The following is a 24,309-nucleotide window of genomic DNA, read 5'->3' as shown; positions in this document are numbered from 1 at the left end:
CCATGACGATCCGCGAATTCAAGATGCCCGACGTGGGCGAGGGCCTGACCGAGGCCGAGATCCTCAAGTGGTACGTCCAGCCCGGTGACACCGTCACCGACGGGCAGGTCGTCTGCGAGGTGGAGACGGCCAAGGCCGCCGTGGAGCTGCCGATCCCCTTCGACGGCACCGTCCACGAGCTGGTCTTCCCCGAGGGCACCACGGTCGACGTCGGCCAGGTCATCATCTCGGTGAATGTGGGCGGCGAAGCCCCCGCCGAGACCCCGGCTGCCGCCCCGGTGCAGGAGCCGGTGGCCGAGGAGCCCGAGCCGGAGGGCCGCCAGCCGGTCCTCGTCGGCTACGGCGTGGCCGCCGCCTCCACCAAGCGCCGGGCCCGCAAGACCGCGCCCGTCTCCGCGCCCTCGGTCCCGGAGCAGCTCAACGGCCACGCGCCGGCCGCCGACCGGCCGCTGGCCAAGCCGCCGGTGCGCAAGCTCGCCAAGGACCTCGGCGTGGACCTGGCGACGGTCACCCCGACCGGCCCGGACGGGATCATCACCCGCGAGGACGTGCACCGCGCGGCGGCCCCGGCTCCGGTGGAGGCCCCGGCCCCCGCCCCGGTCGCGGCCGCTCCCGCCCCCGTCGCGGCTCCGGCCCCGGTCGTCGAGGCCGGCGCCCGGGAGACCCGTATCCCCATCAAGGGCGTACGGAAGGCCACGGCGGCGGCGATGGTCGGCTCGGCCTTCACCGCCCCGCACGTCACCGAGTTCGTGACCTTCGACATCACGCGCACGATGAAGCTGGTCGAGGAGCTCAAGTCCGACAAGGACATGGCGGGCCTGCGGGTCAACCCGCTCCTCCTCATCGCCAAGGCCGTCCTGGTCGCGGTCAAGCGCAACCCGGACATCAACGCGGCCTGGGACGAGGCGGCGCAGGAGATCGTCCTCAAGCACTACGTGAACCTGGGCATCGCCGCGGCCACCCCGCGGGGCCTGATCGTGCCGAACATCAAGGACGCGCACGCCCAGACCCTCCCGGAGCTGTCCCGCTCCCTGAGCGACCTGGTCGCCACCGCCCGCGAGGGCAAGACGACCCCGGCGGCGATGCAGGGCGGCACCTTCACCATCACCAACGTCGGCGTCTTCGGCGTCGACACCGGTACGCCGATCCTCAACCCGGGCGAGTCCGCGATCCTCGCGGTCGGCGCGATCAAGCTCCAGCCCTGGGTCCACAAGGGCAAGGTGAAGCCCCGTCAGGTCACCACCCTGGCCCTCTCCTTCGACCACCGCCTGGTCGACGGCGAACTCGGCTCCAAGTTCCTGGCGGACGTCGCCGCGATCCTGGAACAGCCGAAGCGACTGATCACCTGGGCATGACGCCCCAGTTGCGACGTTTCACGTGAAACACCCGGCCGGGGGCACCGCCCCCGGCCGGGTGTTCTCGTCGCGCACCTCTGGCGTGGTCCGCGTGGCGCCGACCCGCGCCTGCGCCCTCGGCCCCGCCCCCGTCTCCCTCTTCCAGATCACCTGTTTCCGAGGCTTCCCGTCCGCGATGCGGACGGGCCTGTTTCTTGCGTCCCTGTTGTATCTATCCTGTGCGCATGCCCTCAGCCCCCTCCGCCCCGGCTCCGCGAGCCACCCGGCGCCCGCCCGCCGCCGACCGCGTCTACAGCCACGTCAAACAGGCCGTTCTGGACCGGCGTTACGAGGGCGGGACGCTGCTCACCGAGGGGGAGCTGGCGCAGGCCGTGGGGGTGTCGCGGACGCCTGTGCGGGAGGCGCTGCTCAAGTTGGAGATGGAGGGGCTGCTCAAGCTCTATCCGAAGAAGGGCGCGCTCGTCCTCGCCGTCTCCGCGCAGGAGATCGCCGACGTCGTCGAGACCCGGCTGCTCGTCGAGGAGTTCGCCGTGCGGCGGGCCGTGCCCGCGCCGCCCGTGCTGCTCGGCCGGCTCGAAGATCTCCTTGAGCGGCAGCGGAGGGAGGCGGAGGGCGGGGACCTCGGCGAGGTGGCCGTCACCGACCGGTGTTTCCACGCCGAGATCGTCCGGCACGCCGGGAACCAGATCCTCGCCCGGCTCTACGACCAGCTCCGTGACCGGCAGCTCCGCATGGGCGTCGCCGTGATGCAGGCGCATCCCGACCGGGTCGCGCAGAACATCGCCGAGCACGCCGAGATCCTCGACCGGCTCAAGGCCGGGGACGCGGAGGGGGCCGCCGCCGCCGTCCGCGGGCACCTCGGGCGGGTCGGTGCGCTGGTGCGGGGGGAGGGTCGGTGAGGCCGTCCCTTCCCGGTGATCCGCCGGGCGGTCGTCGCGCCGCCCTCGTCTGGGGCGTCGGCGTCAGCGTCTACTTCGTCGCCGTCATCTTCCGGACCTCGCTCGGCGTCGCCGGGCTCGATGCCGCCCAGCGCTTCCACGTGGGGGCCTCCGCGCTCTCCACCTTCTCCATACTCCAGCTGCTGGTCTACGCGGGCATGCAGATACCCGTCGGCCTCATGGTCGACCGGCTCGGCACGAAGAAGGTCCTCGCCCTCGGCGTCGTTCTGTTCACCCTGGGGCAGTTGGGGTTCGCGCTCTCCCCCTCGTATCCCATGGCCCTTGCCGCTCGCGTTCTTCTCGGATGCGGTGACGCCATGACCTTCATCAGCGTCCTGCGGCTCGGCGGACGCTGGTTCCCGGCCCGCCGGGGGCCGCTGATCGCCCAGCTCGCCGGGCTCATCGGAATGGCCGGCAACCTCGTTTCGACCGTCGTCCTCTCCCGTGCCCTGCACGGTCTCGGGTGGACGACCACCTTCGTCGGCAGTTCGCTCGCCGGTGTCCTGGTTCTGGTGCTGCTGCTGGTTCTTCTCAAGGATCATCCGGAGGGGTACGAGCCCGCTCCCGTCCCGCACGCGGGCGCCGCCTACGTCCGCCGCCAGATCGCCGCGTCCTGGCGCGAGCCCGGTACCCGGCTCGGGCTGTGGGTGCACTTCACCACCCAGTTCCCCGCGATGGTGTTCCTGCTGCTGTGGGGACTGCCGTTCCTCGTCGAGGCGCAGGGGCTCGACCGGGGGACCGCCGGGGAGCTGCTCACCCTCGTCGTGCTCTCCAACATGGCCGTCGGCCTCGCCTACGGGCAGATCATCGCCCGGCACGGCGGCGCCCGCGCCCCGCTCGCCCTCGCCACGGTCGCCGCCACCGCCCTGCTGTGGGCGGCCACGCTCGCGTACCCCGGCGGCCACGCCCCGATGTGGCTGCTCGTCACCCTCTGCCTGGTGCTCGGCGCCTGCGGCCCCGCCTCGATGATCGGCTTCGACTTCGCCCGCCCGGCCAACCCGCCGGAGCGTCAGGGCACCGCCTCCGGCATCGTCAACATGGGTGGTTTCATCGCCTCCATGACGACCCTGCTCGCCGTCGGCGTGCTGCTCGACGCGACCGGCGACGACTACCGGATCGCGTTCTCCTCGGTCTTCGTCCTCGAAGCCCTCGGCGTCGCCCAGATCCTCCGCCTGAAGTCCCGCACCCACCGGCGCGAGCGCGAACGGCTCGTCGCCAGCCGCGTGGAGGCCGTTCACGTGCCGGTCTGAGGGCTCAGTTCGGCGTCACCGCGAAGTGGTCGAGGATCGCGGCGGCCAGGTCCGGGTCGCCCTCGACCTTGAGCCGGTCGGCCACCTCGGCCGGCCGGGCCCGGCCGCAGGCAAGGCGTACGTAGGTCTCCCAGTCCGTCGCCAGCGTCACCGCGGGGCCCAGCGACGGCGCCCCGTCGATCGTGCCCCGGCCCTCCGCGTCGACCCGCACCGTCCGCAGGAACTCCACCGGGCCCGTCACGTCCACCACGACCGCCGAGTTCGCCGGCGCGCCCGCGTCCTTCGCGACCACCTTCGGCAGCGCCTCCAGGAGCAGGTCCCGCACCACGAACGCGCCCGGCGAGTCCAGGTTCCCCGGCACCCCGAGCGCGGCCCGCAGGTCCTGCTCGTGCACCCAGGTGTCGAAGGCCCGCATCCGGTAACCGGTCTCCAGGGTCTGCTCCGCGCCGAGCGGGGCCCGGATGACGTGGTCGGGGGAGCGGTTCTCGTTGCGGAGCCGGCGGGCCCGCCGGATCAGGACGTACTCCAGCTCCGAGGTCATCTCCGGCGCCGTGTGGTGCCGGCGGACGTCGACCTGCACCTCCATGTAGCGGGCGAAGTCGCTGCGCACGTGGTACAGGTCGCGGGGGAGGGAGTGGATCGGCCGCGGGTCGCCGAGCATCTCCGTCTCCATGCCGATCACATGGGAGACGACGTCGCGCACCGACCAGCCCGGGCACGGCGTCGCCCGGTTCCATTCGCCCTCCACGAGGGGCTGCACCAGCTGGGCTATCGCTTCGATGGAATGGGTCCAGGCGTCGGCGTAGTTCTGGAGGCTGGGATGGACGGTCACGGGACCCCTCGACGTTCTTCGGCGTTCTGCGGTGTTGTTCGGTGGTCTGCGGTGTTCTTCGCGTGGGCTGAAAACACGACTGGGCGACAGCGGAATGGGAGGCTCGGACGCTAAGTTACGCTCCCCGGAAGCACCCCGGCAGTGCTTTCGTGTGACGATCGTAGGCCGGTGTTGACGGCTTCAACGCCAGGACGGTGGTAGTGTGCGCGCCTCGCTGATCCAGATCGCGGTAGACCCGGACGAACCGGTCGCCGACCGGCGGGCCCGCGCGGCCCGCCTCGTACGGGAGGAGCGCGGGGCCGCGGACCTCGTCGTCCTCCCCGAACTGTGGCCCGTGGGCGCCTTCGCCGCCGACCTCTTCGCGTCCGAGTCCGAGCCCCTCCACGGCCCCACCTACAAGTCGATGGCCGCTGCCGCCCAGGGCGCCGAGGTGTGGCTGCACGCCGGTTCCTTCGTCGAGGCGGCCGGCGGCGCCCTCTACAACACCTCGCTCGTCTTCTCGCCCGACGGCGAGCTCGTCGCCTCCTACCGGAAGATCCACCGCTTCGGCTTCGACAAGGGCGAGGCCGTCCTCATGGCGGCCGGGGAGGACCTGGTCACCTTCGACCTGCCGCACCTCACCGTCGGCGTCGGCACCTGCTACGACCTGCGCTTCCCCGAACTCTTCCGCGGCCTCGTCGACGCCGGCGCCGAAGCCTTCGTCCTCCCCGCCGGCTGGCCCGCCCGCCGCCGCGCCCACTGGAGGCTCCTCGCCCGCGCCCGGGCCGTGGAGAACCAGGCGTACGTCCTCGCCTGCGGCACGGCAGGCACCCACGCGGGCGTCGAACAGGCCGGCCACTCCCTGGTCGTCGACCCCTGGGGCGAGGTCCTCGCGGAAGCGGGCCCCGACGAGGAGATCCTGCGCGTCACCCTGGACCCGTCGAAGCCGGCCACGATCCGCGAGGAGTTCCCCGCCCTCAAGGACCGCGTCCTCGGCGTCCCCGCCCCGCAGCGCCCCCGCGTCTGACCGGGCCCCACGCACGGGGACCCGGCGGGCCCGGCCGAGTACGAAGCCTGGAAAGCCCCTAGTACTGCGCCTCGGCCCACAGCCGGGTGAGCCGGGAGAAGGCCGCGCGGACCGCCCCGCCCCGGGTGAGCGCCGCGCGGTCCACGCCCGCGAAGACCAGCGCCAGGGACAGGTCCGCCCCGACCGCCCGGCCCGTCACCGTGACCTCGAGACGCCGCCGCCCGCCGCGCCCCGCCCCGCGCACACGCACGCGTACGCCCGGATCCTCGGCATCCGCCTCCCGGGCGAGCGTCCAGGACCGCCGGTTCTCCGCCCACAGCCGGTAGTCGTCGCCCCCGTACCGCAACCGGAGCCCCCGCTGCCGGGCGGTGACGCCGAGGCGGTTCCGCTCCATGGCGACGAGGGCGCCGCCGAGGCGGAGCGTCGCCCTGTTCAGCGTCGGCAGCCCGACCAGGTCCGTGTGGACGCCCCGCGCCTCGTACGAGGCCTCCGGGAGCAGCCCGCCCCGCAGCTCCGAGCCGATCACCTCCGGCAGGGTCCGCCGCAGCGGCGCCTCCACGGTGACCTCGCCGAACTCGGCCGACGTACCGCGCCAGCCGGTCCGCCGCCCGTACCCCCTCCCCTCCCGCCACGGGCGCAGCGCGAAGGGCGTGACGGTGGTGTGCATGACGGTCTCCCAGGGGCCTCCGGTATCGAACGCACGTCGTACGACGATCGCATGACGGACGGGCAGGTCCCGGCCGGGTCGCTCCGTCCCGACGAGCCAGTTCCGCGTGATTGGCCCTGGGAGGGACAGCGGGACCACCCCGAGACTGGGCCCATGACGAGCAGCGAACGCACCCACGCCTCCATCGATCCCGCTCTCCGGCCCGAGACGCTCGCCGTCCACCCGCCCCGGGTGGAGGTCACCGGCAGCGTGCCGCTCGGCGTCCCCCTGCACCAGGGGCACGTCTTCGCCTTCGAGTCCGCCGACGCCCTCGCCGACTCCTTCCACTCCGCCGACTCCTTCCTCTACAGCCGCATGGGCAACCCCACCGTCCGCACCCTGGAGGACGCGGTCGCCCGGCTGGAGGGCGGTGCCGGCGCGCTCTCCTTCGCCTCCGGGATGGGCGCCATCAACGCGGTCCTGTTCGGACTGCTCTCCGGCGGCGGGCACGTCGTCGCCCAGCGCTGTCTGTACGGCGGTACGTACGCGGTGCTCACCGACCTCGCGAAGCGCTGGGGCGTCGAGGTCACGTACGTCTCCGGCACGGACCCGGCGGAGGTCGCCGCCGCGCTGCGGCCCGCCACCCGCCTTCTCTACCTGGAGACCATCGCCAACCCCACCACCCGCCTCTCCGACATCCCGGCCCTCGCCGCCGTCGCCCGCGAGGCGGGCGTCCCGGTCGCCGTCGACAACACCTTCGCCTCCCCGCTGCTCTGCCGCCCGCTCGCGCTCGGCGCCGACCTGGTCATCCACTCGGCCACCAAGTTCCTCGGCGGGCACGCGGACATCCTGGGCGGGATCGTCGTCGGTGACGACCCCGAACTCCTCGGACGGCTGCGTCACTTCGCCGTCGAGATGGGCGCCTCCACCGACCCGTTCGCCGCCTGGCTGACCCTGCGCGGCATGCAGACCCTGTCGCTGCGGATGGAGCGCCACTGCGCCTCCGCCGCCGAACTCGCCGCCCGGCTCTCCGGGCACCCGGCGGTCGCGGCCGTCCGCTACCCCGGGCTGCCGGGCCACCCGGACCGGGAGATCGCCGAGCGGCTGCTGCCGGACGGGGCGGGCGGGGTGATCTCGCTGGACCTCGCGGGTGGCCGGGACGCCGGCCGGGCCTTCGTCGAGGCGGTCCGGCTGGCCTCCCTCTCGGTCTCCCTCGGTGACGTGAAGACGCTGGTCATGCACCCGGCCTCCACCTCGCACCGCCAGCTCGACGCCGCCGCCCTGGAGGCGGCCGGCATCGGCCCGGGCACGGTCCGCCTCTCGGTCGGCATCGAGCACGTCGAGGACCTGTGGGGGGACCTGGACCAAGCCCTGGCGAAGGCCCTCTAGTCCTCCCGCTCGGCCATCCGGATCACGCACACCGCCACCGCGATCAGCAGGGCCGCGTCGGCGTCCTCGCGGACCACGTCGACTCCGTAGGTGTCCCGGACGCGGAGCCAGCGGCGGGAGATGTGGGCGAGGAGTTCGCCGTCGTACTCGACGGCGAACTCGCGGTCCAGGACGCGGCCGCTGACGTCCAGTTCGGTGCCGTCGACGAGCGTGACCCGGTAGTGGTTGCGCAGGAGGGAGAGGCGCTTGCGGCGCACGGTCGCGAGCGGGCGTTCGTCCCGCTCGATCGTCATCGTGTCCCGCAGGCTGAAGAGCTTCTGGCGCAGGGTGACGAGCACCTGCCCGTCGGGGGCCTTCAGTTCCAGGGTGTCCCGCAGGCGCAGGGCCTTGCCGTCGACGAGGAAGGCGTGCCGGCCGCTCTCGTCCTCGATCCAGTAGTCGTCGCCGATCGCGAAGATCTTGTCTCGTACGAGGTATTTCATGCGGGATGTCTCCCCTGTCGGTGTTTCACGTGAAACAACGGCCTCAGAGGAAGTAGCGGGTGAAGGCGTCAGGACCGGTGCCGAGCGTCTCCCCGAACGGGGCGTCCAGTTGATGGACCAGCAGGGCGGTGAAGGCGATGAAGCCAGCGAGGCCCATCACCATCACCACATGGGTCCGGGTGTGATGGATGCCGAAGATGAACATGAAGGCGAGGGTCAGGAACCCGCCAATGATCAGCCCCGCCCACAGCACCGGTGACAGCCGCTCCTGCGAGGCAGCCTCCCGGTTGCGCCGGGCGTCGTCCACGTACCCGAGCTGGGCGAGCACCTCCTGCGCCGCGATCTGCTGCGAGACGGTGGCGGTGTCGCCGATCTCGCCGGCCTGCCGGAGCCGTTCGAGCAGCCGCCAGCCGGACGGGTCGAGCGGCTGACGGTCGGCCATCATCGGCCACTCGACCTCCACGACGTGGTCGGCGTACGCACGGGCCGCCGCCCGCAGCGGTTCGCGCCGGTCCTCGGGGAGGGCGTCCGCCAGCAGGTACGTCTGGTGCAGGGCGCTCGCCTCGGCCTGGGAGTGTTCGGCGGCGTCGGTCCTGGTCTCCCAGACGGAGACCAGGCAGAGGCCGAGGACGATCGCGTAGAGGACCGAGACCATCATGGCGATGTACTCGGCGACGTCCTCGCGCGGCCCCTCGTCCTCGGAGGTGGGGAAGAGCCGGGTCTTGACGACGACGGCGACCGCGCCGAGCAGCGCGACCCCGAAGACGACGACGAGCGTTTCGAGCAGGGCCACGGGTCAGGACCTCCGGTTCCCGAGCAGCGCGGCGGCGAGGGCCGCCGGCACGAGGAGGAGCAGCAGCATCACGACGACCCCCATCTCGTCCGCCTCCCGCCCCCGCCGCCGCAACCGCCCGAGAAACCCCTCGTCGCCGACGACGCCGGTGGCCTGCTGCGGGGCCTCTGTGGGCGGGACCTCCGGGGGCGGGACCTCTGTGGGCAGGGCCTTCGCGGGTGGGGTGGCGGGGACGGCGCTCCCTTCTCGTACGACCGGTGGTACGGCCTCCGGGGCGGCAGCCTCGACCTCCCGGCCCCCGGTACCGTCCGGTGGTGCGGCCGGGGCACCTCCTTCCTCGCCCTCCGGTACGGGATCGGGCGCGGGCGGCCCGACGGGAAACACCCCGGAGGCGAGCGGAGGCGCGGCAGCAGTTCCAGGGGCACCGGGAGCCCCGGCAGCTCCGGGAGCCCCACCAGTCCCACTGGTCCCACCGGTCCCACCGGTCCCCCCAGCACCAGAAGCCCCACCACCCCCACCGCCCACAACCCCCCGCTCCCTCTTCCTCTCCTCCTCCGGCACGGTGAAGGAGGCGGAGGCCCGCGCGGTGAGCAAGGGAGCGGGGACCAGCCGTCCGTCGGGGGCGTAGGTGGCCACGCGGTCCGTCCCCGTGGCGACGCCGGTGCTGCGGTGGACGCCCGGCGGGCGGCGTACGGTCGCGGTGCAGCGGGCGGAGGCGCCGGGGGCGAGCCGGGGGACGATCCCGGCGCGGGCGCCGCAGGCCACGTCCCGTCCGGCCAGCTTGAGTCCCGGGTCGGCGAGCCGTACGTCGTGCAGGGGCCGGTTGCCGTGGTTGGTGACGGTGTAGGCGACGACGGCGGTGTCCGAGCGGGGACCCGGGGCGGCGCGCTCGGTCAGCGCCAGGGCCCCGGAGACGCCCACGTACCCGGCACTGGCCGTGGCGGCGAGCGTCCGCCCGAGCGAGGGCACGTCCCCCTCGGCCCGCACGGCGGCCCGGCGGTCACCGGGGAGGGCCCGGAACCGGGCCACGCACTCCATGGTCCCGAGCGCGCCGAGCACCCGCCGGGGGCAGCGGACCGCACCCGCCGGGACACCGGGATCCCGCACCCGGATCCCGTACAGATCGGCCTCGCCCCGGTTCTCAAGGCGGTACCGCTTCACGACCTCGCCCCCGGCCCGCACGGCGACCGGCCGTTGCCCACCGCTCCCCAGGCCGTTGACGGAGACGGTCATCCGCAGCGCCTTGTCCCCGACCCCGCCCGCCCGCGCCACGCCGCCGTTCCCGACGACCAGAAGACACGGCAGCACGAGGACCCCGACAAGGAGCGCCGCCCGCGCCCTCACCCGATCGCCGGAGTAGTCCGATGATCCGCCCGCACACGTCATGCCCCCATGCCACCGCCCGCCCCGCCGACGCACCCGCCGGGGACACGCCGACACCCCCCACCCGGCCCCACCGATCCACCCGTACGCCCGTGACCGGCCGTTGGCGTACGGATGGCAAGCTTGAACCATGAACGATGCCGCCCCGGCGCCCACCCCCGCGCCCGCCCCCCGTTCCCGCGCCCGAGTCCGTGCCCCCGAGCTGATCGGCAAGGGCGGCTGGCTCAACACGGGCGGTGACGATCTCACCCTCGCCGACCTGCGAGGAAAGATCGTTCTGCTCGACTTCTGGACCTTCTGCTGCATCAACTGCCTCCACGTCCTCGACGAGCTGCGCGAGCTGGAGGAGAAGCACCGGGACACGCTCGTCATCGTCGGCGTCCACTCGCCGAAGTTCGTGCACGAGGCGGAGCACCAGGCCGTCGTGGACGCCGTGGAGCGGTACGAGGTGCACCACCCGGTGCTCGACGACCCGGAGCTGGCGACCTGGAAGCAGTACGCCGTGCGGGCCTGGCCGACGCTCGTCGTGATCGACCCGGAGGGGTACGTCGTCGCGCAGCACGCCGGCGAGGGGCACGCCAACGCGATCCGGACGCTGGTGGAGGAGCTGGAGGCCGAGCACGAGGCGAAGGGGACGCTGCGGCGCGGCGACGGGCCGTACGTGCCGCCGGAGCCGGTCGCGACCGATCTGCGGTTCCCCGGGAAGGCGGTCAGGCTCGACGGCGGGAACCTCCTCGTCTCGGACACCACCCGGCACCAGCTGGTCGAGCTCGCCGCCGACGGGGAGACCGTGGTGCGGCGGATCGGCGGCGAGGGGGTCTTCCGGGAGCCGCAGGGGCTGGCGCTGCTGCCGGACGGGACGGTCGTCGTCGCGGACACCGTGCACCACGCGCTCCAGCGGTTCGACCCGGCGACGGGCGCGGTGGAGCGGATCGCGGGCACCGGGAAGCAGTGGTGGCAGGGGTCCCCGACCTCCGGCCCGGCGCTCGACGTGGACCTGTCCTCGCCGTGGGACGTCGCCTGGTGGCGGGGGAAGGTGTGGATCGCGATGGCCGGTGTGCACCAGATCTGGACGTACGACCCCGAGAGCGGGACCGTCGAGGTGGCGGCCGGGACGACGAACGAGGGGCTCGTCGACGGGCCCGGCGCCGAGGCCTGGTTCGCCCAGCCCTCGGGCCTCGCGGCCACCGGGGACCGGCTCTGGATCGCGGACTCGGAGACCAGCGCCCTGCGCTTCATCGATACGGACGGGGTCGTCCACACCGCCGTCGGCACCGGCCTCTTCGACTTCGGGCACCGGGACGGCGCCGCCGGCCAGGCACTCTTCCAGCACCCGCTGGGCGTGACGGCCCTGCCCGACGGCTCGGTCGCGGTCTCCGACACGTACAACCACGCCCTGCGCCGCTACGACCCGGCCACCGGCGAGGTCACCACCCTCGCCACCGACCTGCGCGAGCCCAGCGACGCGGTCCTGGACGGCGAGGAGATCGTCGTCGTGGAGTCGGCCCGGCACCGGCTCACCCGGCTCCGGCTCCCGGAGGAGGCCGTGCGGGTGGAGGCGGTCGCCCACCGCACCCGGCGGGAGGCCACCGAGGTCGCCCCCGGCGCCTTCCGCCTGGACGTCGTCTTCCAGGCCCCGACCGGCCAGAAGCTGGACGAGCGGTACGGCCCCTCGACCCGCCTCCTGGTCTCCTCGACCCCGCCGGAGCTGCTGCTCTCCGGCGAGGGCACGGGCACGGACCTCTTCCGCGACCTGGAGCTGAACCCGGCCCTCACCGAAGGCGTCCTGCACGTCTCGGCGATGGCCGCGTCCTGCGACGACGACCCCGCCAACGAATACCCGGCCTGTCACGTCCACCAGCAGGACTGGGGGGTTCCGGTGCGGATCACGGGAGACGGCGCGAACCGTCTCCCGCTGATCCTCGCGGGACTCGACGCGTAGGCGTCAGCCCTCCAGGAACGCGACCAGCGCGTTGGCGAGCAGGTAGGGGTCCTGGGCGCCGCAGAGTTCGCGGGCGCTGTGCATGGAGAGGATCGCGACGCCGATGTCGACCGTCGTGATGCCGTGGCGGGCGGCCGTGATGGGGCCGATCGTGGTGCCGCAGGGCATGTCGTTGTTGGAGACGAACGACTGCCACGGCACGCCCGCCTTCTCGCAGGCGGCGGCGAAGACGGCGCGGCCGGTGCCGTCGGTGGCGTAGCGCTGGTTGACGTTGACCTTGAGGATCGGGCCGCCGTTGACGCGGGGGTGGTGGGTCGGGTCGTGCCGCTCCGCGTAGTTGGGGTGGACGGCGTGGCCGGTGTCGGAGGAGAGGCAGACGGTGCCGGCGAAGGCGCGGGCCCGGTCCTCGTAGGCGCCGCCGCGCGCGTACACGGAGCGCTCCAGGACCGTGCCGAGCAGCGGGCCCTGGGCGCCGGTGTCGGCCTCGGAGCCGTTCTCCTCGTGGTCGAAGGCGGCGAGGACCGGGATGTACGGGAGGTCGTCGCGGCCCGCGAGGGAGGCGAGCGCGGCGACGCCGGCGTGGACGGAGATCAGGTTGTCCATGCGCGGTCCGGCGACGAGTTCGCGGTCGCGGCCGAGGTAGGCGGGGGCGTCGACGGCGTGGACCATCAGGTCCCAGCCGGCCACGTCCTCGGCGTCGACGCCGGCCTCGCCCGCGACGAACCCGACGAGGTCGCCCTCGTGGACCTCGCCGGTGCCCCACACGGGCTGCATGTGGCGCTGGCGGTCGAGCTTGAGCCCGTCGTTGGCGGAGCGGTCGAGGTGGATGGCGAGCTGCGGGACGCGCAGCAGCGGCCGGTCGACGTTGACGAGCCGGTGGCTGCCGTCGCGGAGGGTGAGTCGGCCGGCGAGGCCGAGGTCGCGGTCGAGCCAGGTGTTGAGGAGGGTGCCGCCGTAGACCTCCACGGCGATCTGCCGCCAGCCCTGGGCGCCCATGTCGGGCTGGGGCTTGACCCGCAGGTTGGGGGAGTCGGTGTGGGCGCCGACGATCCGGTACGGGGTGTGCGGGGCGGCGCCCTCGGGCACGTACCAGGAGATGATCGCGCCGCCCCGGGTGACGAACTTCCCGCCGCTCGTCCCGTCCCAGGCCGCGGTCTCCTCGACCCGGCGGAAGCCCGCCTTCTCCAGCCGCTCGGCGGCGTTGGCCACCGCGTGGTACGGCGACGGGGAGGCCGAGAGGAAGGACATCAGGTCATCGGTGTGACCGGGGCCGAAGGGTGCGGTCGCCGGTCGGTAAGCTGCGCTGCTCATGCGCCCACCCTACGGGGGGCGATGCGGCCCACCGGCGGGCCGGTGACCGGTGACCACCGGCCCGGTGGCCGATGACCGTCCGGGCTGGTGGCCGATGACCGTCCGGCCCCTCGGCCACCCCCCACCGGACCGGTGGCCGAGGGACCGCCGGGCCCGTGGCCGCCGGGCCCGTGCGACCCCCCGGGGCTTCGCCCTCGGAGCCGTACCTCTGAAAAGCAGCCGTACCCCCGGAAAGCAGCCGTACCCCCGGAAAGCAGCCGTACCCCCGGAAAGCAGCCGTACCCCTGAAAGAACAGAACGGCCCGCCCCCCTCCCCGGGGACGGGCCGTTCTCGCAGGACCAGGCGCGTTCTTAGAACGCGGCCTCGTCCAGGTCCATCAGGCCGCCGTCCACGCCCTCGGCGAGGAGGCGCTCGGTGGAGACGCCGGGCAGGACGTTGGCGGCGAAGAACTTCGCGGCCGCGATCTTGCCCTGGTAGAAGGCGACGTCCTTGCCGGAGGCGCCCGCCGCGAGCTTCTCGGCGGCGACGGCCGCACCGCGCAGCAGCAGGTAGCCGACGACGACGTCACCGGAGGCCATGAGCAGGCGGGTGGTGTTGAGGCCGACCTTGTAGATGTTCTTGACGTCCTCGCCGGTGGCGGTGAGGTCGGTGATCATCCTGCCGACGATCGCCTCCAGGTCGACGGCCGCCTTGGCGAGCGCGTCGCGGGCGCCGGCCAGCTCCTCGCCGCCGGTGCCGGTCGCGAGGAACTTCTTGATCTCCTCGGACAGCGTGTTCAGGGAGGCGCCCTGGTCGCGGACGATCTTCCGGAAGAAGAAGTCCTGGCCCTGGATGGCGGTGGTGCCCTCGTAGAGGGTGTCGATCTTGGAGTCCCGGATGTACTGCTCGATCGGGTACTCCTGGAGGAAGCCGGAGCCGCCGAAGGTCTGGAGCGACTGGGCGAGCTGCTCGTAGCCCTTCTCGGAGCCGTAGCCCTTCACGATCGGCAGGAGCAGGTCGTTGAGGCCGTGGAGCGCCTTGGCGTCCTCGCCGGCGGCCTCCTTGAGCTGGATCTCGTCCTGGACCGTGGCGGTGTAGAGGACGAGGGAGCGCATGCCCTCGGCGTACGCCTTCTGCGTCATCAGCGAGCGGCGGACGTCGGGGTGGTGCGTGATGGTGACCTTCGGCGCGGCCTTGTCCATGAAGTTCGCCAGGTCGGTGCCCTGGACGCGCTCCTTGGCGTACTCCAGGGCGTTGAGGTAGCCCGTGGAGAGGGTGGAGATCGCCTTCGTTCCGACCATCATGCGGGCGAACTCGATGATGAGGAACATCTGGCGGATGCCGTCGTGCTTGTCGCCGATCAGCCAGCCCTTGGCGGGGTGCTTGTCGCCGAAGGTCATCTCGCACGTGTTGGAGGCCTTGAGGCCCATCTTGTGCTCGACGTTGGTGGCGTAGACGCCGTTGCGGGCGCCCAGCTCGCCGGTCTCCCAGTCGAACTCGTACTTGGGGACGAGGAAGAGGGAGAGGCCCTTGGTGCCGGGACCGGCACCCTCGGGGCGGGCGAGGACGTAGTGGAGGATGTTCTCCTCCATGTCGTGCTCACCGGAGGTGATGAAGCGCTTGACGCCCTCGATGTGCCAGGAGCCGTCCTCCTGCTGGATGGCCTTGGTGCGGCCGGCGCCGACGTCCGAGCCCGCGTCGGGCTCGGTGAGGACCATGGTGGAGCCCCAGCGCTTCTCGACGGCGATCTTCGCGACCTTCTTCTGCGCCTCGTTGCCCTCGGTGTAGAGGATGCCGGCGAAGGCCGGGCCGGAGGAGTACATCCAGATGGCCGGGTTCGAGCCGAGCAGCAGCTCCGCGTAGGCCCAGATCAGGGAGCGCGGGGAGACGGTGCCGCCGATCTCCTCGGGGATGCCGAGGCGCCAGTACTCGGACTCCATGAAGGCGTTGTACGACGCCTTGAAGGTGGCCGGGACCGGGGCCGTGTTGGTCTCCGGGTCGAAGACCGGCGGGTTGCGGTCGGCGTCGGCGAAGGACTCCGCGAGCTCGTTCTCGGCGAGGCGGCGGATCTCGTCGAGGATGCTCTTGGCGGTGTCGACGTCCATCTCCTCGAACGGACCGGTGCCGTACACCTTGTCGCGGCCGAGCACCTCGAAGAGGTTGAACTCGATGTCGCGGAGATTCGACTTGTAGTGCCCCATGGCGACGGCTCCGTATAGATCGGGGAGGGATTCCTCGTACCGGTACTGCCCGGCAGCGGCGCGTACTGCTCTGCCCGCGCGCTGCCGCCGTGCGCTACTCATGAGTAGCGCACTCTCTCTACGATGATGCTACCCACCGGTAATAAGAGCAACCCCTCTCGGCCGATCCGGGGCCGGGTGTGACGCAGTAGGCTCATGGTCCATGTACGGCTACGAGCAGAATCCGGGTGCGCAGCAGCAGTACGGGATGCAGGGGGGCGCGCCCGGGATGCCCGGGATGCAGGGCATGCAGGGGGGCGTGCCCGGGGGGTACGGGCAGCAGCAGCCGCAGGCTCCCCTCTACCCCGAGCCCTCGCCGCCCTCCCTCGCCGACGCCGTACGCGCCTTCACCACCGGCAACCTCTCCGCCGAGGACTTCCAGCAGATCTTCGCGACCTCCAAGGTCTACTGCCCGCGCGGCGACAACCCCGGCTTCCTGGCGCTGCACAACACCCAGCAGCCGGTGATCCCGATGTTCACCTCGCTGAAGGAGCTGCGGCGGTACGCGGGCAAGGAGTCGAAGTACTTCGTGATCACGGGCGCCGAGGTGATCGACCTGCTCCCGACCGGCTACGGCTTCGTCCTCGACATGGAGGGCGACCACCGGATCGTCTTCGACGCGAAGGCCGTGGAGCAGATGGTGGACTTCGCGATGCGGCGGATGTACGGCTGACCGACGCGGGAGGTACGCAGGGGCGCCCGGGGGGAATTCCTCCCGGGCGTTCCGCGTTCCGGGTGGCAGGAAGTTCAGCATTCAACTAAAGTGAGGGTACGAGGACGGGCCACGAAGGCCACCGAGCCCTCGGGCCGCATCCCTCAGGCCGCTTCAGGAGGTCCACCATGCCCGCCGTGACCGTCGAGAACCCGCTCACCCTGCCGCGCGTCGCCGCCCCGGCCGACGCCGCCGCCCGCCCCGTGCTCGCCGTCACCACGGCCCCCCAGGGCTTCGAGGGCGAGGGCTTCCCGGTGCGCCGGGCCTTCGCGGGGATCAACTACCAGTACCTGGACCCGTTCATCATGATGGACCAGATGGGCGAGGTGGAGTACGCGCCCGGCGAGCCCAAGGGCACCCCCTGGCACCCCCACCGAGGCTTCGAGACCGTCACCTACATCGTCGACGGCACCTTCGACCACCAGGACTCCAACGGCGGCGGCGGCACCATCACCAACGGCGACACCCAGTGGATGACCGCCGGCTCCGGCCTCCTCCACATCGAGGCCCCGCCGGAGTCCCTCGTCGTCAGCGGCGGCCTCTTCCACGGCCTCCAGCTGTGGGTCAACCTGCCCGCCTCCGACAAGATGATGGCCCCCCGCTACCAGGACATCCGCGGCGGCCAGGTCCAGCTCCTCACCTCCCCCGACGGCGGCGCGCTCCTGCGCGTCATCGCCGGCGAGCTCGACGGGCACGAGGGCCCCGGCATCACCCACACCCCGATCACGATGATCCACGCCACCCTGCGCCCCGGCGCCGAGATCACCCTGCCCTGGCGCGAGGACTTCAACGGCCTCGCGTACGTCATGGCGGGCCGCGGCACCGTCGGCGCCGAGCGCCGCCCGATCCACCTCGGCCAGACCGCCGTCTTCGGCACCGGTTCCTCGCTCACCGTCCGCGCGGACGAGAAGCAGGACGCGCACACCCCGGACCTGGAGGTCGTCCTCCTCGGCGGCCGCCCGATCCGCGAGCCCATGGCCCACTACGGCCCCTTCGTCATGAACACCCAGGCCGAACTCCGCCAGGCCTTCGAGGACTTCCAGGCGGGCCGGCTGGGGACGATCCCGGCGGTCCACGGGATGGGCGAGGGCGGACAGTAGGGCTCGTCGCGGCTACCCGGGCACGAGCCCGGCCATACCCGGGAGAAGGAGCCCGAGGGTTCGCCGACACGCCGCGACGCGAGGCGGCGCCCCGGGCCCGCTTCCGTGGGCGGGCCCGGCCGGGCGGTCAGAGGGCGCCGGCGAGGGCGGTGCGGATGTTGTCGACGGCGGAGACGAAGGCGCCCGGCTCGCGCGGCTCCATCTCCAGGCAGATGTCCAGCGGTCGTTCCGGTCCGCGGAGTTCGACGACCTGGGCGAGCAGTCGGAACTCCTCGGGCGGGATGTCGGCGAGGTGCTGGTCCAGATACATGGTCCGGCCCGCGAATTCGGCCTTCACGTATCCCGCGAGGTGGATCTCCGCCACGCCGGAACGGGATCCCGCACGCCGTCTCCGTCCTCGTCACGTGCGCCCCTTGCGCCACTCGTGCCGTAGAAGTCCGTACACCAGCTCGTTGACGCGCCGCCCGTCGCGGTGGATGCTCTCGCGCATCACACCCTCCTGGACGAAACCGGCACCTTCGAGCAGGCGTGCGGAACGCGGGTTGTCCGCGAAGACCTCGGCCGTGATCCGTTCGAGGCCGAGCACGTTGAAGGCGTGGCCGACCGCCTGCACCACCGCCTGATGTCCGTAACCGCGCCCCCACAGCTCCTTCTCACCGATGACGATGCCCAGCCGGCACCGCTGATGGGCCCGCTCGATGAGCGCCAGGTGCAGGAACCCGATGGGCTCCGTGCGGCCGGTGAGAGCGATCGCAAGATGGACGATGTCCTCGCTCGGCCGCATCCACCGCTCCAGCATCGCGGCGACCTGTTCGCGGCTGTAGGCGTGGATCTCGTCGTCGCTCAGCCGCTGGATCTCGATGTCGTTCTTCCAGCGCAGCAGCGGTTCGAGGCTCGTCGGCGTGTGGGGGCGCAGCTCGACGACGTCGTCGCTTACCGAGGACATCGGCCTGTCGTTCATCGAGTCTTTCGCTCCTTGACGAGTTCATGGACACAGCGCATCGCGATCTCGGCCGTCGCACGGTGTGCGGGGTCGGGCAGGACCTCCGACAGGCCGGCCGGGTCGACTACTCGGACGATGGTGCCCGGACAGCCGGATCCGTAGACGTCGTCGTATGCGGTCCGCGTCCGCGCGCCAACGTTCACGATCTCGCGGAAGGCGCCGCCGGCGGCCATCGCGGCCACGAAATCACCGTTGTGCACCCCGCCGGAACCACCTCGGCCGGGCCGCCGTCTTCGGCACCGGCTCCTCGCTCACCGTCCGCGCGGACGAGAAGCAGGACGCGCACACCCCGGACCTGGAGGTCGTCCTCCTCGGCGGCCGTCCGATCCGCGAGCCCATGGCCCACTACGGCCCCTTCGTCATGAACACCCAGGCCGAACTCCGCCAGGCCTTCGAGGACTTCCAGGCGGGCCGCCTCGGCACCATCCCGGCCGTCCACGGAATAGGGCAAAGCCCGGACCTTCGACGCGATCTACTCGGTCTTTGGCGCTGTCTGCCTGGTCGCCCCGGAACTCCTGCTCACCGCGCTCTCGCGGCGCCTGAAGCCCGGCGGTGTACTGGCCTTCTCCGTACCCCGCCCGGCACGGGCCGGAAGACATCCTTCAACGGACGACCGTCCGCGCGAAGACTACGTCACCATGCCCGACCGCGCCCGACTGCCCATCTGCCGCTGGGAGTTCGATACCCGCCGCTGGGCTGCCCACCTCTCTCGGGCCGGTCTGCGGATCACCTACGCCATCGAGCTACGGCACCCGCGACTCGACCCGTGGCCCACCACCCTCCTGATCACCGCCCGCAGACGCTGGCCCATCGACGGAGGTATTGATGCCCCTGCCCTACCTCTTCCTGGACATCGACGGCGTCCTCATACCGTTCCCGGCAGCCGACGGCAGGACACCGCCCGCACACGTCCGCCATACCGTCCTGCCCACGGGCCGAGACCCGGACAACCCGGTGCCCATCTGGCTCGACCCTGCCCACGGCCCGCTGCTCACTGGCTTCCTGGCCGACGGGCTCGTCAGCCCGGTGTGGTGCACCAGCTGGCGTAAGGACGCCACCACCCTCGTCGGGCCACTCCTTGGACTACCGGAGTTCCCGCACCTTGATCTCCCGCGCCTCCAGACCACCACCAGTCACCCCAACGGCTATCTCTGGAAGCGGGATCACGTCGAACCGTGGCTCGACGGGTCGGCAGTCGCCTGGGTCGACGACGACTTCACCGACCTCGACCACGCCTGGGCCGCCGAGCGGATCGCACACGGCCACCCCACACTGCTCGTCCAGCCGGACCCGTACGTCGGCCTTCAGGAGGCCCATCTCGTACAGGTCCGGGAATGGGCTGCTCTCCAGGATGTGTCGGCAGGGCGCCGGAAGCGGCGTAGCAGCATCTGCGAGGAACGACCGAAGACCCACCTCAGACAGGAGCTGCCTCCATGCCGTGCATGCATGGGCGAGTAGACGACGTGCCGGTACGGGGATCAGGGCGCCGCTCCCGCTCCTGTCCCCGTGCCGTGGCCCTGGGCGCCCAACCCCCTCAGAGTCGGGCTTCCTCGTATTGCCACCATGGGGTGCCACTGACGGGACATCACCCGAGCGGCCCGTCAGCGCGCGACGACACGCCGGCGGGCGTGGTCCGGTGGACGGGTGCAGACGAGCCGAGCGCCGCTCCCTCCCGAGCCCCTGCTTCCCGAGCCCGCCCGCAGGCTCGGGGCCTGGTGCGTCGTGGTGCTGCTCGTCGCGGGGGTCGCCGCCGTGTTCGTCTGGCTGTGCGTGGTCTTCAAGACGGCCGTGACGCCCGTGCTGCTCGCCATCCTGGGGACGGCGCTGCTCAGGCCGCTCTACCGGCGGCTGCTGCGGGTGAAGGTGCGGAAGTCGCTCGCGGCGGCGATCACGGTCGCCGCCGTCCTCGTGGTCGTCGGCGGCGCCACGTACATCGTCGTCGCCGCGCTCATCGAGACCGGCGACCAGATCGTCGCCTCGCTGCGGCGGGCCGCCGTCGACATCGCCGAGCACTTCGGCGCCGCCGGGACCTCGCTGGAGGACCTGGCGAAGAACGCCAGGCGGCTCCTGGAGAAGTTCGGCGGGACCGCCGCCTCCGGGGTGATCTCCGGGCTCAGCGTGGTCGGGCAGATGCTCGCCACCGCCGTCCTCGCCCTCCTCCTGATCTTCTTCTTCCTCCGCGACTCCGACCGGGCCGTCGGCTCCCTGCGCTCCCTCGTCCCCGCCGGCACCGGCGACACCGCCGAGGCCATGGCCCGCCGCGCCTTCGAGGCCGTCGAGGGCTTCATGCGCGGCACCACCCTCGTCGCCTTCGTCGACGCCGTCCTCATCGGCATCGGCCTGCTCGTCCTCCGGGTGCCCGGGGCGGTCGGGCTCGCCGCGCTCGTCTTCGTCACCGCCTACATCCCGTACCTCGGCGCCTTCCTCTCCGGCGCGGTCGCCGTCCTCGTCGCCCTCGCCGACCGGGGCTTCGTCATCGCCCTGTGGACCTTCGGCGTGGTCCTCGCCGTCCAGGCCATCGAGGGCAACGTCCTCCAGCCGATGGTCCAGAGCCGCACCGTCCAGATGCACCCGGCCGCCGTCCTGCTCGCCCTCACCGCCGGCGCCTCCGTCGCCGGCATCCTCGGCATGCTCCTCGCCGTCCCCCTCACCGCCGCCGCCACCGGCATCCTCGGCGAACTCCGGGCCCGGTACGGCTCCGGCGCGGCGCCGGAGGAGACGGCCTAGACCGGCGCGCCGCCCGGTTCGAAGGACCTCAGCATGGCCTCCAGAGCCGCCTGGTCGGGGCCCACGAACGGGTCGGAGTCCGGCGCCATCGCCAGCGTCCCCAGCATCCGGTCGGACATCCGCACGGCCGGCGGCAGATGGGTGCACAGCACGATCTCCGGGGCGAGCTCCCGCAGCGGCGCCAGGGTCGCCCGGTACTTCTCCGGATCCACCACGTGCACCCACGGGCTGTCGATCGTCGCCCACAGCAGCTGCGCTCCCCGCAGCTCCTCGGGCTTCAGGTCGTTGGCGTGCCCGCTCTCGGCGAGTTCGGCGGTCGGCATCGGGCCGCCGAAGCAGTCCGAGCTGAAGCAGATCCGGGTCCGGTCGTCGTAGAAGCCGACGGTCGCCGGGTTGTCGAAGAGCGGCGGCCGGAAGGCGTGCAGCGCGCGGTCCCCGACGTCCAGGGACTGCCCCGGATTGAGGAAGTACACCCGGTCCATCGGCAGCGGCCGCTCGGTGGACATGATGCCGAAGCCGAGGAAAGTGGTCACCACGCGCGCGCGTGGGGCGGCTTCCAGGAGGGCGAAGATCCCGCCCGTGTGGTCCCGGTCCGGGTGGGTGAGCCAGATCCAGCGCACGTCCGCCGGGTCGATCACCCCGGCGAGCGTGGCGACGAAGTCCCGGTCCTCGACCGACAGGCCGGTGTCGACGACGACGGGCTCGGCGGCTGTCAGGACGTACGCGTTGACGGGGACATGTCCGATTCCTGGTATGTCCAGGCTGTCGGCCAGGACGGTGGTGTCACCGCCGACCTTGTGGGTGTCCATGGCGAGCTCCGTGGTCCCCCCCGGCGGCCGTACGACACCAGTCTCCGCCGCGGGCGGCGGGACCGCGCGGCGGAGGACGCACGCGCGCGCGTACGGGAGCGGTACGGAGTCGGCGGGAGCCGTACGGACGGGGCGGGGAGCCGTACGTCCTCCGTGTGGACGCGGCTCCGGAGGCCGTACCACCTCCGTGCGGACGCGGCTCCGGAGGGGCAAGTATCACCTCCGTACGAGCGCGGCCCCGGAGGCCGTACGAGCTCCGCAAGGCGCGTCCCTACCCGCAGCACCCCTCCGGCCCCGTGGGCTCCGTCAGCTCGAACCAGATCGTCTTGCCCTCGCCGCGCGGCTCCACGCCCCACGCCTCCGCCAGCATCTCCATCAGGACCAGGCCGCGGCCGCTGGAGGCCATCTCGCCGGGGTGGCGCCTGTGCGGCAGCTCGTCGCTGGTGTCGGAGACCTCGACGCGCAGCCGGCGGGCCTTCTCGCCGCAGGCGACCTCGGCGGTCAGCAGGGCGTCGCCGTCCGTGTGGACGAGGACGTTGGTGACCATCTCGGAGACCATCAGGACGGCCGCGTCGAGCTGGTCGCCGTCGGTCCAGTCGTGCAGCAGCTGCCGGACCTGCTCGCGGGCCTCCGCGATCCGCTCCGGCTCCGCCTGGGCGATCGTCATCAGGGTGCGGCGCGGGGTCTCCCGTACCGTCGTCGCCGGCAGACGGGAGAGCAGCAGGACGGCGATGTCGTCCTCGCGGCGGTCGGCGAGCGGGCCGGTGTTGTGGTGGGAGCCGGGGCCGTGGACGGCCTCCACGAGGGTGTCGGCCAGCTCCTCCAGGTCGTCGCCCCGGTGCTGCTCCAGGAGCTGTCTGACCCGCTCCCAGCCGCTGTCGAGGTCGTGCCCGCCGGTCTCCAGGAGGCCGTCGGTGCAGATCATCAGGGTCTCGCCGGGGTCCAGGGTGAGCCGGGTGGTCGGGTAGTCGGTGTCGGGGTCGATGCCGAGCGGCAGGCCGCCGGCCGTCGGCCTCAGCAGAACCGTTCCGTCGATCATGCGGACCGCCGGGTCCGGGTGGCCCGCGCGGGCGATGTCCACCGTCCCCGTCGCCAGGTCCACCTCCAGGTACAGGCAGGTCGCGAAGCGGGGCCCGCCGCCCGGCGCGGCCCCCTCCTCGCCCTCGTACCCGTCGTTCACCCCGTACAGGAACCGCGAGGCCCGCGAGAGCACCGCGTCCGGCCGGTGCCCCTCGGAGGCGTACGCCCGCAGCGCGATCCGCAGCTGCCCCATCAGCGCCGCCGCCCGCACGTCGTGCCCCTGGACGTCGCCGATGACCAGCGCGATCCGGCCGGGGGTGCCGGTCGTGCCGCCGCCCGTCCCGCCGGGCAGCCGGATCATGTCGTACCAGTCGCCGCCGACCTGGAGCCCGCCGCCGGTCGGCACGTACCGCGCGGCCACCCGGATCCCCGGGATTCCCGGCCCGAGCACCGGCATCATCGTCCGCTGGAGCCCCAGCGACAGCTCCCGCTCGGACTCCGCCACCCCGGCCCGGGCCAGCGCCTGCGCCAGCATCCGCGCCACCGTCGTCAGCACCGACCGCTCGTCCGGCGTGAACGCCACCGGGTGCTTGAAGGCCGCCATCCAGGCGCCCATCGTCCGCCCCGCCACCACCAGCGGCACGAACGCCCACGACTGCCGCTCGAAGCGCTCCGCCAGCGGCCACGTCGTCGGGAAGCGGCGCCGGTACTCCTCCGGGGACGGCAGGTAGACCGCCCGCCCGGTCCGCACCACCTCCGCCGCCGGGTAGTCCGTCGCCAGCGACATCGAGGTGAAGGGGCCCTCGTCGCCGTCCCGCTGCCCGTGGTGCCCGATCACCGTGAGCCGGTCGCCCGACATCCCGAAGACGGCGAGCCCGTCCGGCGAGAACCCCGGCATCGACAGCGAGGCCGCCACCCGCAGCACCTCCGCCGTCGACCGCGCCTCCGCGAGGGCCCGCCCCGCGTCGAGCAGGAACGCCTCGCGCGAGCGCCGCCAGTCGCCCGTGATCGGCGTGTGCGGCCCGGCCGTCCCCGGCTGCGGGCCCGCCACCTCCTGGAGCGTGCCGACCAGCCGGTAGTCGTTTCCCTCGATCAGGGGCTTGGACCGGCTCCGTACCGTACGGAGCACCCGGCCCTGCCCGTCCATGACCCGCAGCCGGGACTCGGCGAGCGTCCCCTCGGCCACCGCCAGGCTGATCACGCCGTCGATCTCGTTCCAGTCCACCGGATGGAAACGGGACCGCACCGCCGCCTCGGTGAGCCGCACCGGCTCGGCGGGCAGCCCGAGCAGCCGGGCGGCCTCGGCGTCGAGCGAGACGATCCCGGAGGCGTTGTCCCAGCGCCACAGGCCGGTGGCGATCGCGGCCAGGACGTCCTCGGTGCGCATTGCC

22 protein-coding genes and 2 pseudogenes are annotated in these 24,309 nt (G+C 72.5%); 12 read left to right on the top strand and 12 right to left on the bottom strand.

Going from position 1 to position 24,309, the window contains the following annotated elements:
* Nucleotides 1–2: 2 nt before the first annotated feature.
* The 3 genes from QK442_RS25520 to QK442_RS25510 all read left to right on the top strand — a co-directional run bounded on the left by QK442_RS25520 (nt 3) and on the right by QK442_RS25510 (nt 3,543).
* Nucleotides 3–1,355: a dihydrolipoamide acetyltransferase family protein gene (locus QK442_RS25520; RefSeq protein WP_282696394.1), complete on the top strand. Its 1,353-nt coding sequence runs from the start codon at nt 3–5 to the stop codon at nt 1,353–1,355.
* Between the two features lie 224 nt (nt 1,356–1,579).
* Nucleotides 1,580–2,254 (top strand): GntR family transcriptional regulator, encoded by a 675-nt coding sequence (locus QK442_RS25515; protein WP_282696393.1) that lies wholly within the window; start codon nt 1,580–1,582, stop codon nt 2,252–2,254.
* Nucleotides 2,251–3,543, top strand: coding sequence for an MFS transporter (locus tag QK442_RS25510; RefSeq protein ID WP_282696392.1), 1,293 nt, complete (start codon nt 2,251–2,253; stop codon nt 3,541–3,543). The genes QK442_RS25515 and QK442_RS25510 overlap by 4 nt, the downstream gene beginning before the upstream one ends.
* A gap of 4 nt (nt 3,544–3,547) precedes the next feature.
* Here the strand turns inward: QK442_RS25510 and QK442_RS25505 are convergent, their stop codons facing one another.
* Nucleotides 3,548–4,375, bottom strand: a complete 828-nt coding sequence (locus QK442_RS25505; RefSeq protein ID WP_282696391.1) for a maleylpyruvate isomerase family mycothiol-dependent enzyme — start codon at nt 4,373–4,375, stop codon at nt 3,548–3,550.
* 202 nt (nt 4,376–4,577) lie between these two features.
* Here QK442_RS25505 and QK442_RS25500 point away from each other — a divergent pair, with 202 nt between their 5' ends.
* A complete protein-coding gene (locus QK442_RS25500) occupies nt 4,578–5,381 on the top strand; it encodes a carbon-nitrogen family hydrolase (RefSeq protein WP_282696390.1) in 804 nt (267 codons plus the stop codon).
* A gap of 58 nt (nt 5,382–5,439) precedes the next feature.
* Here the strand turns inward: QK442_RS25500 and QK442_RS25495 are convergent, their stop codons facing one another.
* Nucleotides 5,440–6,048 carry a hypothetical protein gene (locus QK442_RS25495; protein WP_282696389.1) on the bottom strand — a complete coding sequence of 203 codons (609 nt, stop codon included), beginning with the start codon at nt 6,046–6,048 and terminating at the stop codon, nt 5,440–5,442.
* Nucleotides 6,049–6,201: 153 nt separating this feature from the next.
* On the opposite strand from QK442_RS25495, the gene QK442_RS25490 reads away from it, so the two are divergent.
* Nucleotides 6,202–7,416 (top strand): aminotransferase class I/II-fold pyridoxal phosphate-dependent enzyme, encoded by a 1,215-nt coding sequence (locus QK442_RS25490; RefSeq protein ID WP_282696388.1) that lies wholly within the window; start codon nt 6,202–6,204, stop codon nt 7,414–7,416.
* Here the strand turns inward: QK442_RS25490 and QK442_RS25485 are convergent.
* From QK442_RS25485 to QK442_RS25475, 3 genes are read right to left on the bottom strand one after another with little or no spacing between them, the layout of a single operon-like run.
* On the bottom strand, nt 7,413–7,898 hold the full coding sequence (locus tag QK442_RS25485; protein ID WP_282696387.1) for an LURP-one-related family protein: 486 nt from the start codon (nt 7,896–7,898) through the stop codon (nt 7,413–7,415). The genes QK442_RS25490 and QK442_RS25485 overlap by 4 nt on opposite strands.
* Before the next feature lie 43 nt (nt 7,899–7,941).
* Nucleotides 7,942–8,691: a DUF4239 domain-containing protein gene (locus QK442_RS25480; protein ID WP_282696386.1), complete on the bottom strand. Its 750-nt coding sequence runs from the start codon at nt 8,689–8,691 to the stop codon at nt 7,942–7,944.
* A gap of 3 nt (nt 8,692–8,694) precedes the next feature.
* Nucleotides 8,695–9,999, bottom strand: coding sequence for a hypothetical protein (locus QK442_RS25475; RefSeq protein ID WP_282696385.1), 1,305 nt, complete (start codon nt 9,997–9,999; stop codon nt 8,695–8,697).
* Nucleotides 10,000–10,204: 205 nt separating this feature from the next.
* Between QK442_RS25475 and QK442_RS25470 the strand changes: the two genes are divergently transcribed.
* On the top strand, nt 10,205–12,016 hold the full coding sequence (locus QK442_RS25470; RefSeq protein ID WP_282696384.1) for an NHL domain-containing thioredoxin family protein: 1,812 nt from the start codon (nt 10,205–10,207) through the stop codon (nt 12,014–12,016).
* A gap of 3 nt (nt 12,017–12,019) precedes the next feature.
* On the opposite strand, the gene QK442_RS25465 is transcribed toward QK442_RS25470, so the two are convergent.
* Nucleotides 12,020–13,327, bottom strand: a complete 1,308-nt coding sequence (locus tag QK442_RS25465) for a M18 family aminopeptidase (protein ID WP_282696383.1) — start codon at nt 13,325–13,327, stop codon at nt 12,020–12,022.
* Between the two features lie 351 nt (nt 13,328–13,678).
* Nucleotides 13,679–15,508, bottom strand: a complete 1,830-nt coding sequence (locus QK442_RS25460) for an acyl-CoA dehydrogenase (protein WP_282696433.1) — start codon at nt 15,506–15,508, stop codon at nt 13,679–13,681.
* 202 nt (nt 15,509–15,710) lie between these two features.
* Between QK442_RS25460 and QK442_RS25455 the strand changes: the two genes are divergently transcribed.
* Together QK442_RS25455 and QK442_RS25450 are read left to right on the top strand one after the other, a co-directional pair.
* Nucleotides 15,711–16,220 carry an SseB family protein gene (locus tag QK442_RS25455; RefSeq protein WP_282696382.1) on the top strand — a complete coding sequence of 170 codons (510 nt, stop codon included), beginning with the start codon at nt 15,711–15,713 and terminating at the stop codon, nt 16,218–16,220.
* A 167-nt stretch (nt 16,221–16,387) separates the two neighbouring features.
* Nucleotides 16,388–17,359, top strand: coding sequence for a pirin family protein (locus QK442_RS25450; RefSeq protein ID WP_282696381.1), 972 nt, complete (start codon nt 16,388–16,390; stop codon nt 17,357–17,359).
* 127 nt (nt 17,360–17,486) lie between these two features.
* Here the strand turns inward: QK442_RS25450 and QK442_RS25445 are convergent, their stop codons facing one another.
* From QK442_RS25445 to QK442_RS25435, 3 genes are read right to left on the bottom strand one after another with little or no spacing between them, the layout of a single operon-like run.
* On the bottom strand, nt 17,487–17,723 hold the full coding sequence (locus QK442_RS25445; RefSeq protein WP_282696380.1) for a hypothetical protein: 237 nt from the start codon (nt 17,721–17,723) through the stop codon (nt 17,487–17,489).
* Nucleotides 17,724–17,759: 36 nt separating this feature from the next.
* Complete coding sequence (locus tag QK442_RS25440; protein ID WP_282696379.1) at nt 17,760–18,320, bottom strand: GNAT family protein; 561 nt, start codon at nt 18,318–18,320, stop codon at nt 17,760–17,762.
* Nucleotides 18,317–18,544 carry a hypothetical protein gene (locus tag QK442_RS25435; RefSeq protein WP_282696436.1) on the bottom strand — a complete coding sequence of 76 codons (228 nt, stop codon included), beginning with the start codon at nt 18,542–18,544 and terminating at the stop codon, nt 18,317–18,319. The genes QK442_RS25440 and QK442_RS25435 overlap by 4 nt, the downstream gene beginning before the upstream one ends.
* A gap of 29 nt (nt 18,545–18,573) precedes the next feature.
* On the opposite strand from QK442_RS25435, the pseudogene QK442_RS25430 reads away from it, so the two are divergent.
* From QK442_RS25430 to QK442_RS25415, 4 genes and pseudogenes are all read left to right on the top strand, one after another.
* Nucleotides 18,574–18,807, top strand: a pseudogene (locus QK442_RS25430) (pirin-like C-terminal cupin domain-containing protein); the annotation flags it as partial.
* Nucleotides 18,793–19,162: pseudogene (locus QK442_RS25425) on the top strand (SAM-dependent methyltransferase); the annotation flags it as partial. The pseudogenes QK442_RS25430 and QK442_RS25425, both read left to right, overlap by 15 nt.
* A 25-nt stretch (nt 19,163–19,187) precedes the next feature.
* A complete protein-coding gene (locus QK442_RS25420) occupies nt 19,188–19,820 on the top strand; it encodes an HAD domain-containing protein (RefSeq protein WP_282696378.1) in 633 nt (210 codons plus the stop codon).
* A 186-nt stretch (nt 19,821–20,006) separates the two neighbouring features.
* A complete protein-coding gene (locus tag QK442_RS25415; protein WP_282696377.1) occupies nt 20,007–21,089 on the top strand; it encodes an AI-2E family transporter in 1,083 nt (360 codons plus the stop codon).
* On the opposite strand, the gene QK442_RS25410 is transcribed toward QK442_RS25415, so the two are convergent.
* Both QK442_RS25410 and QK442_RS25405 read right to left on the bottom strand, forming a co-directional pair.
* Complete coding sequence (locus QK442_RS25410) at nt 21,086–21,898, bottom strand: MBL fold metallo-hydrolase (RefSeq protein ID WP_282696376.1); 813 nt, start codon at nt 21,896–21,898, stop codon at nt 21,086–21,088. The genes QK442_RS25415 and QK442_RS25410 overlap by 4 nt on opposite strands.
* A gap of 271 nt (nt 21,899–22,169) precedes the next feature.
* On the bottom strand, nt 22,170–24,305 hold the full coding sequence (locus QK442_RS25405) for a SpoIIE family protein phosphatase (protein ID WP_282696375.1): 2,136 nt from the start codon (nt 24,303–24,305) through the stop codon (nt 22,170–22,172).
* Nucleotides 24,306–24,309: the final 4 nt, after the last annotated feature.

Source organism: Streptomyces sp. CC208A, from assembly GCF_030010625.1.
In the GTDB taxonomy this organism is placed as follows: domain Bacteria; phylum Actinomycetota; class Actinomycetes; order Streptomycetales; family Streptomycetaceae; genus Streptomyces.
The sequence above is the reverse complement of the archived record's forward strand: the minus strand, read 5'-3'. Positions and strand labels throughout refer to the sequence as shown.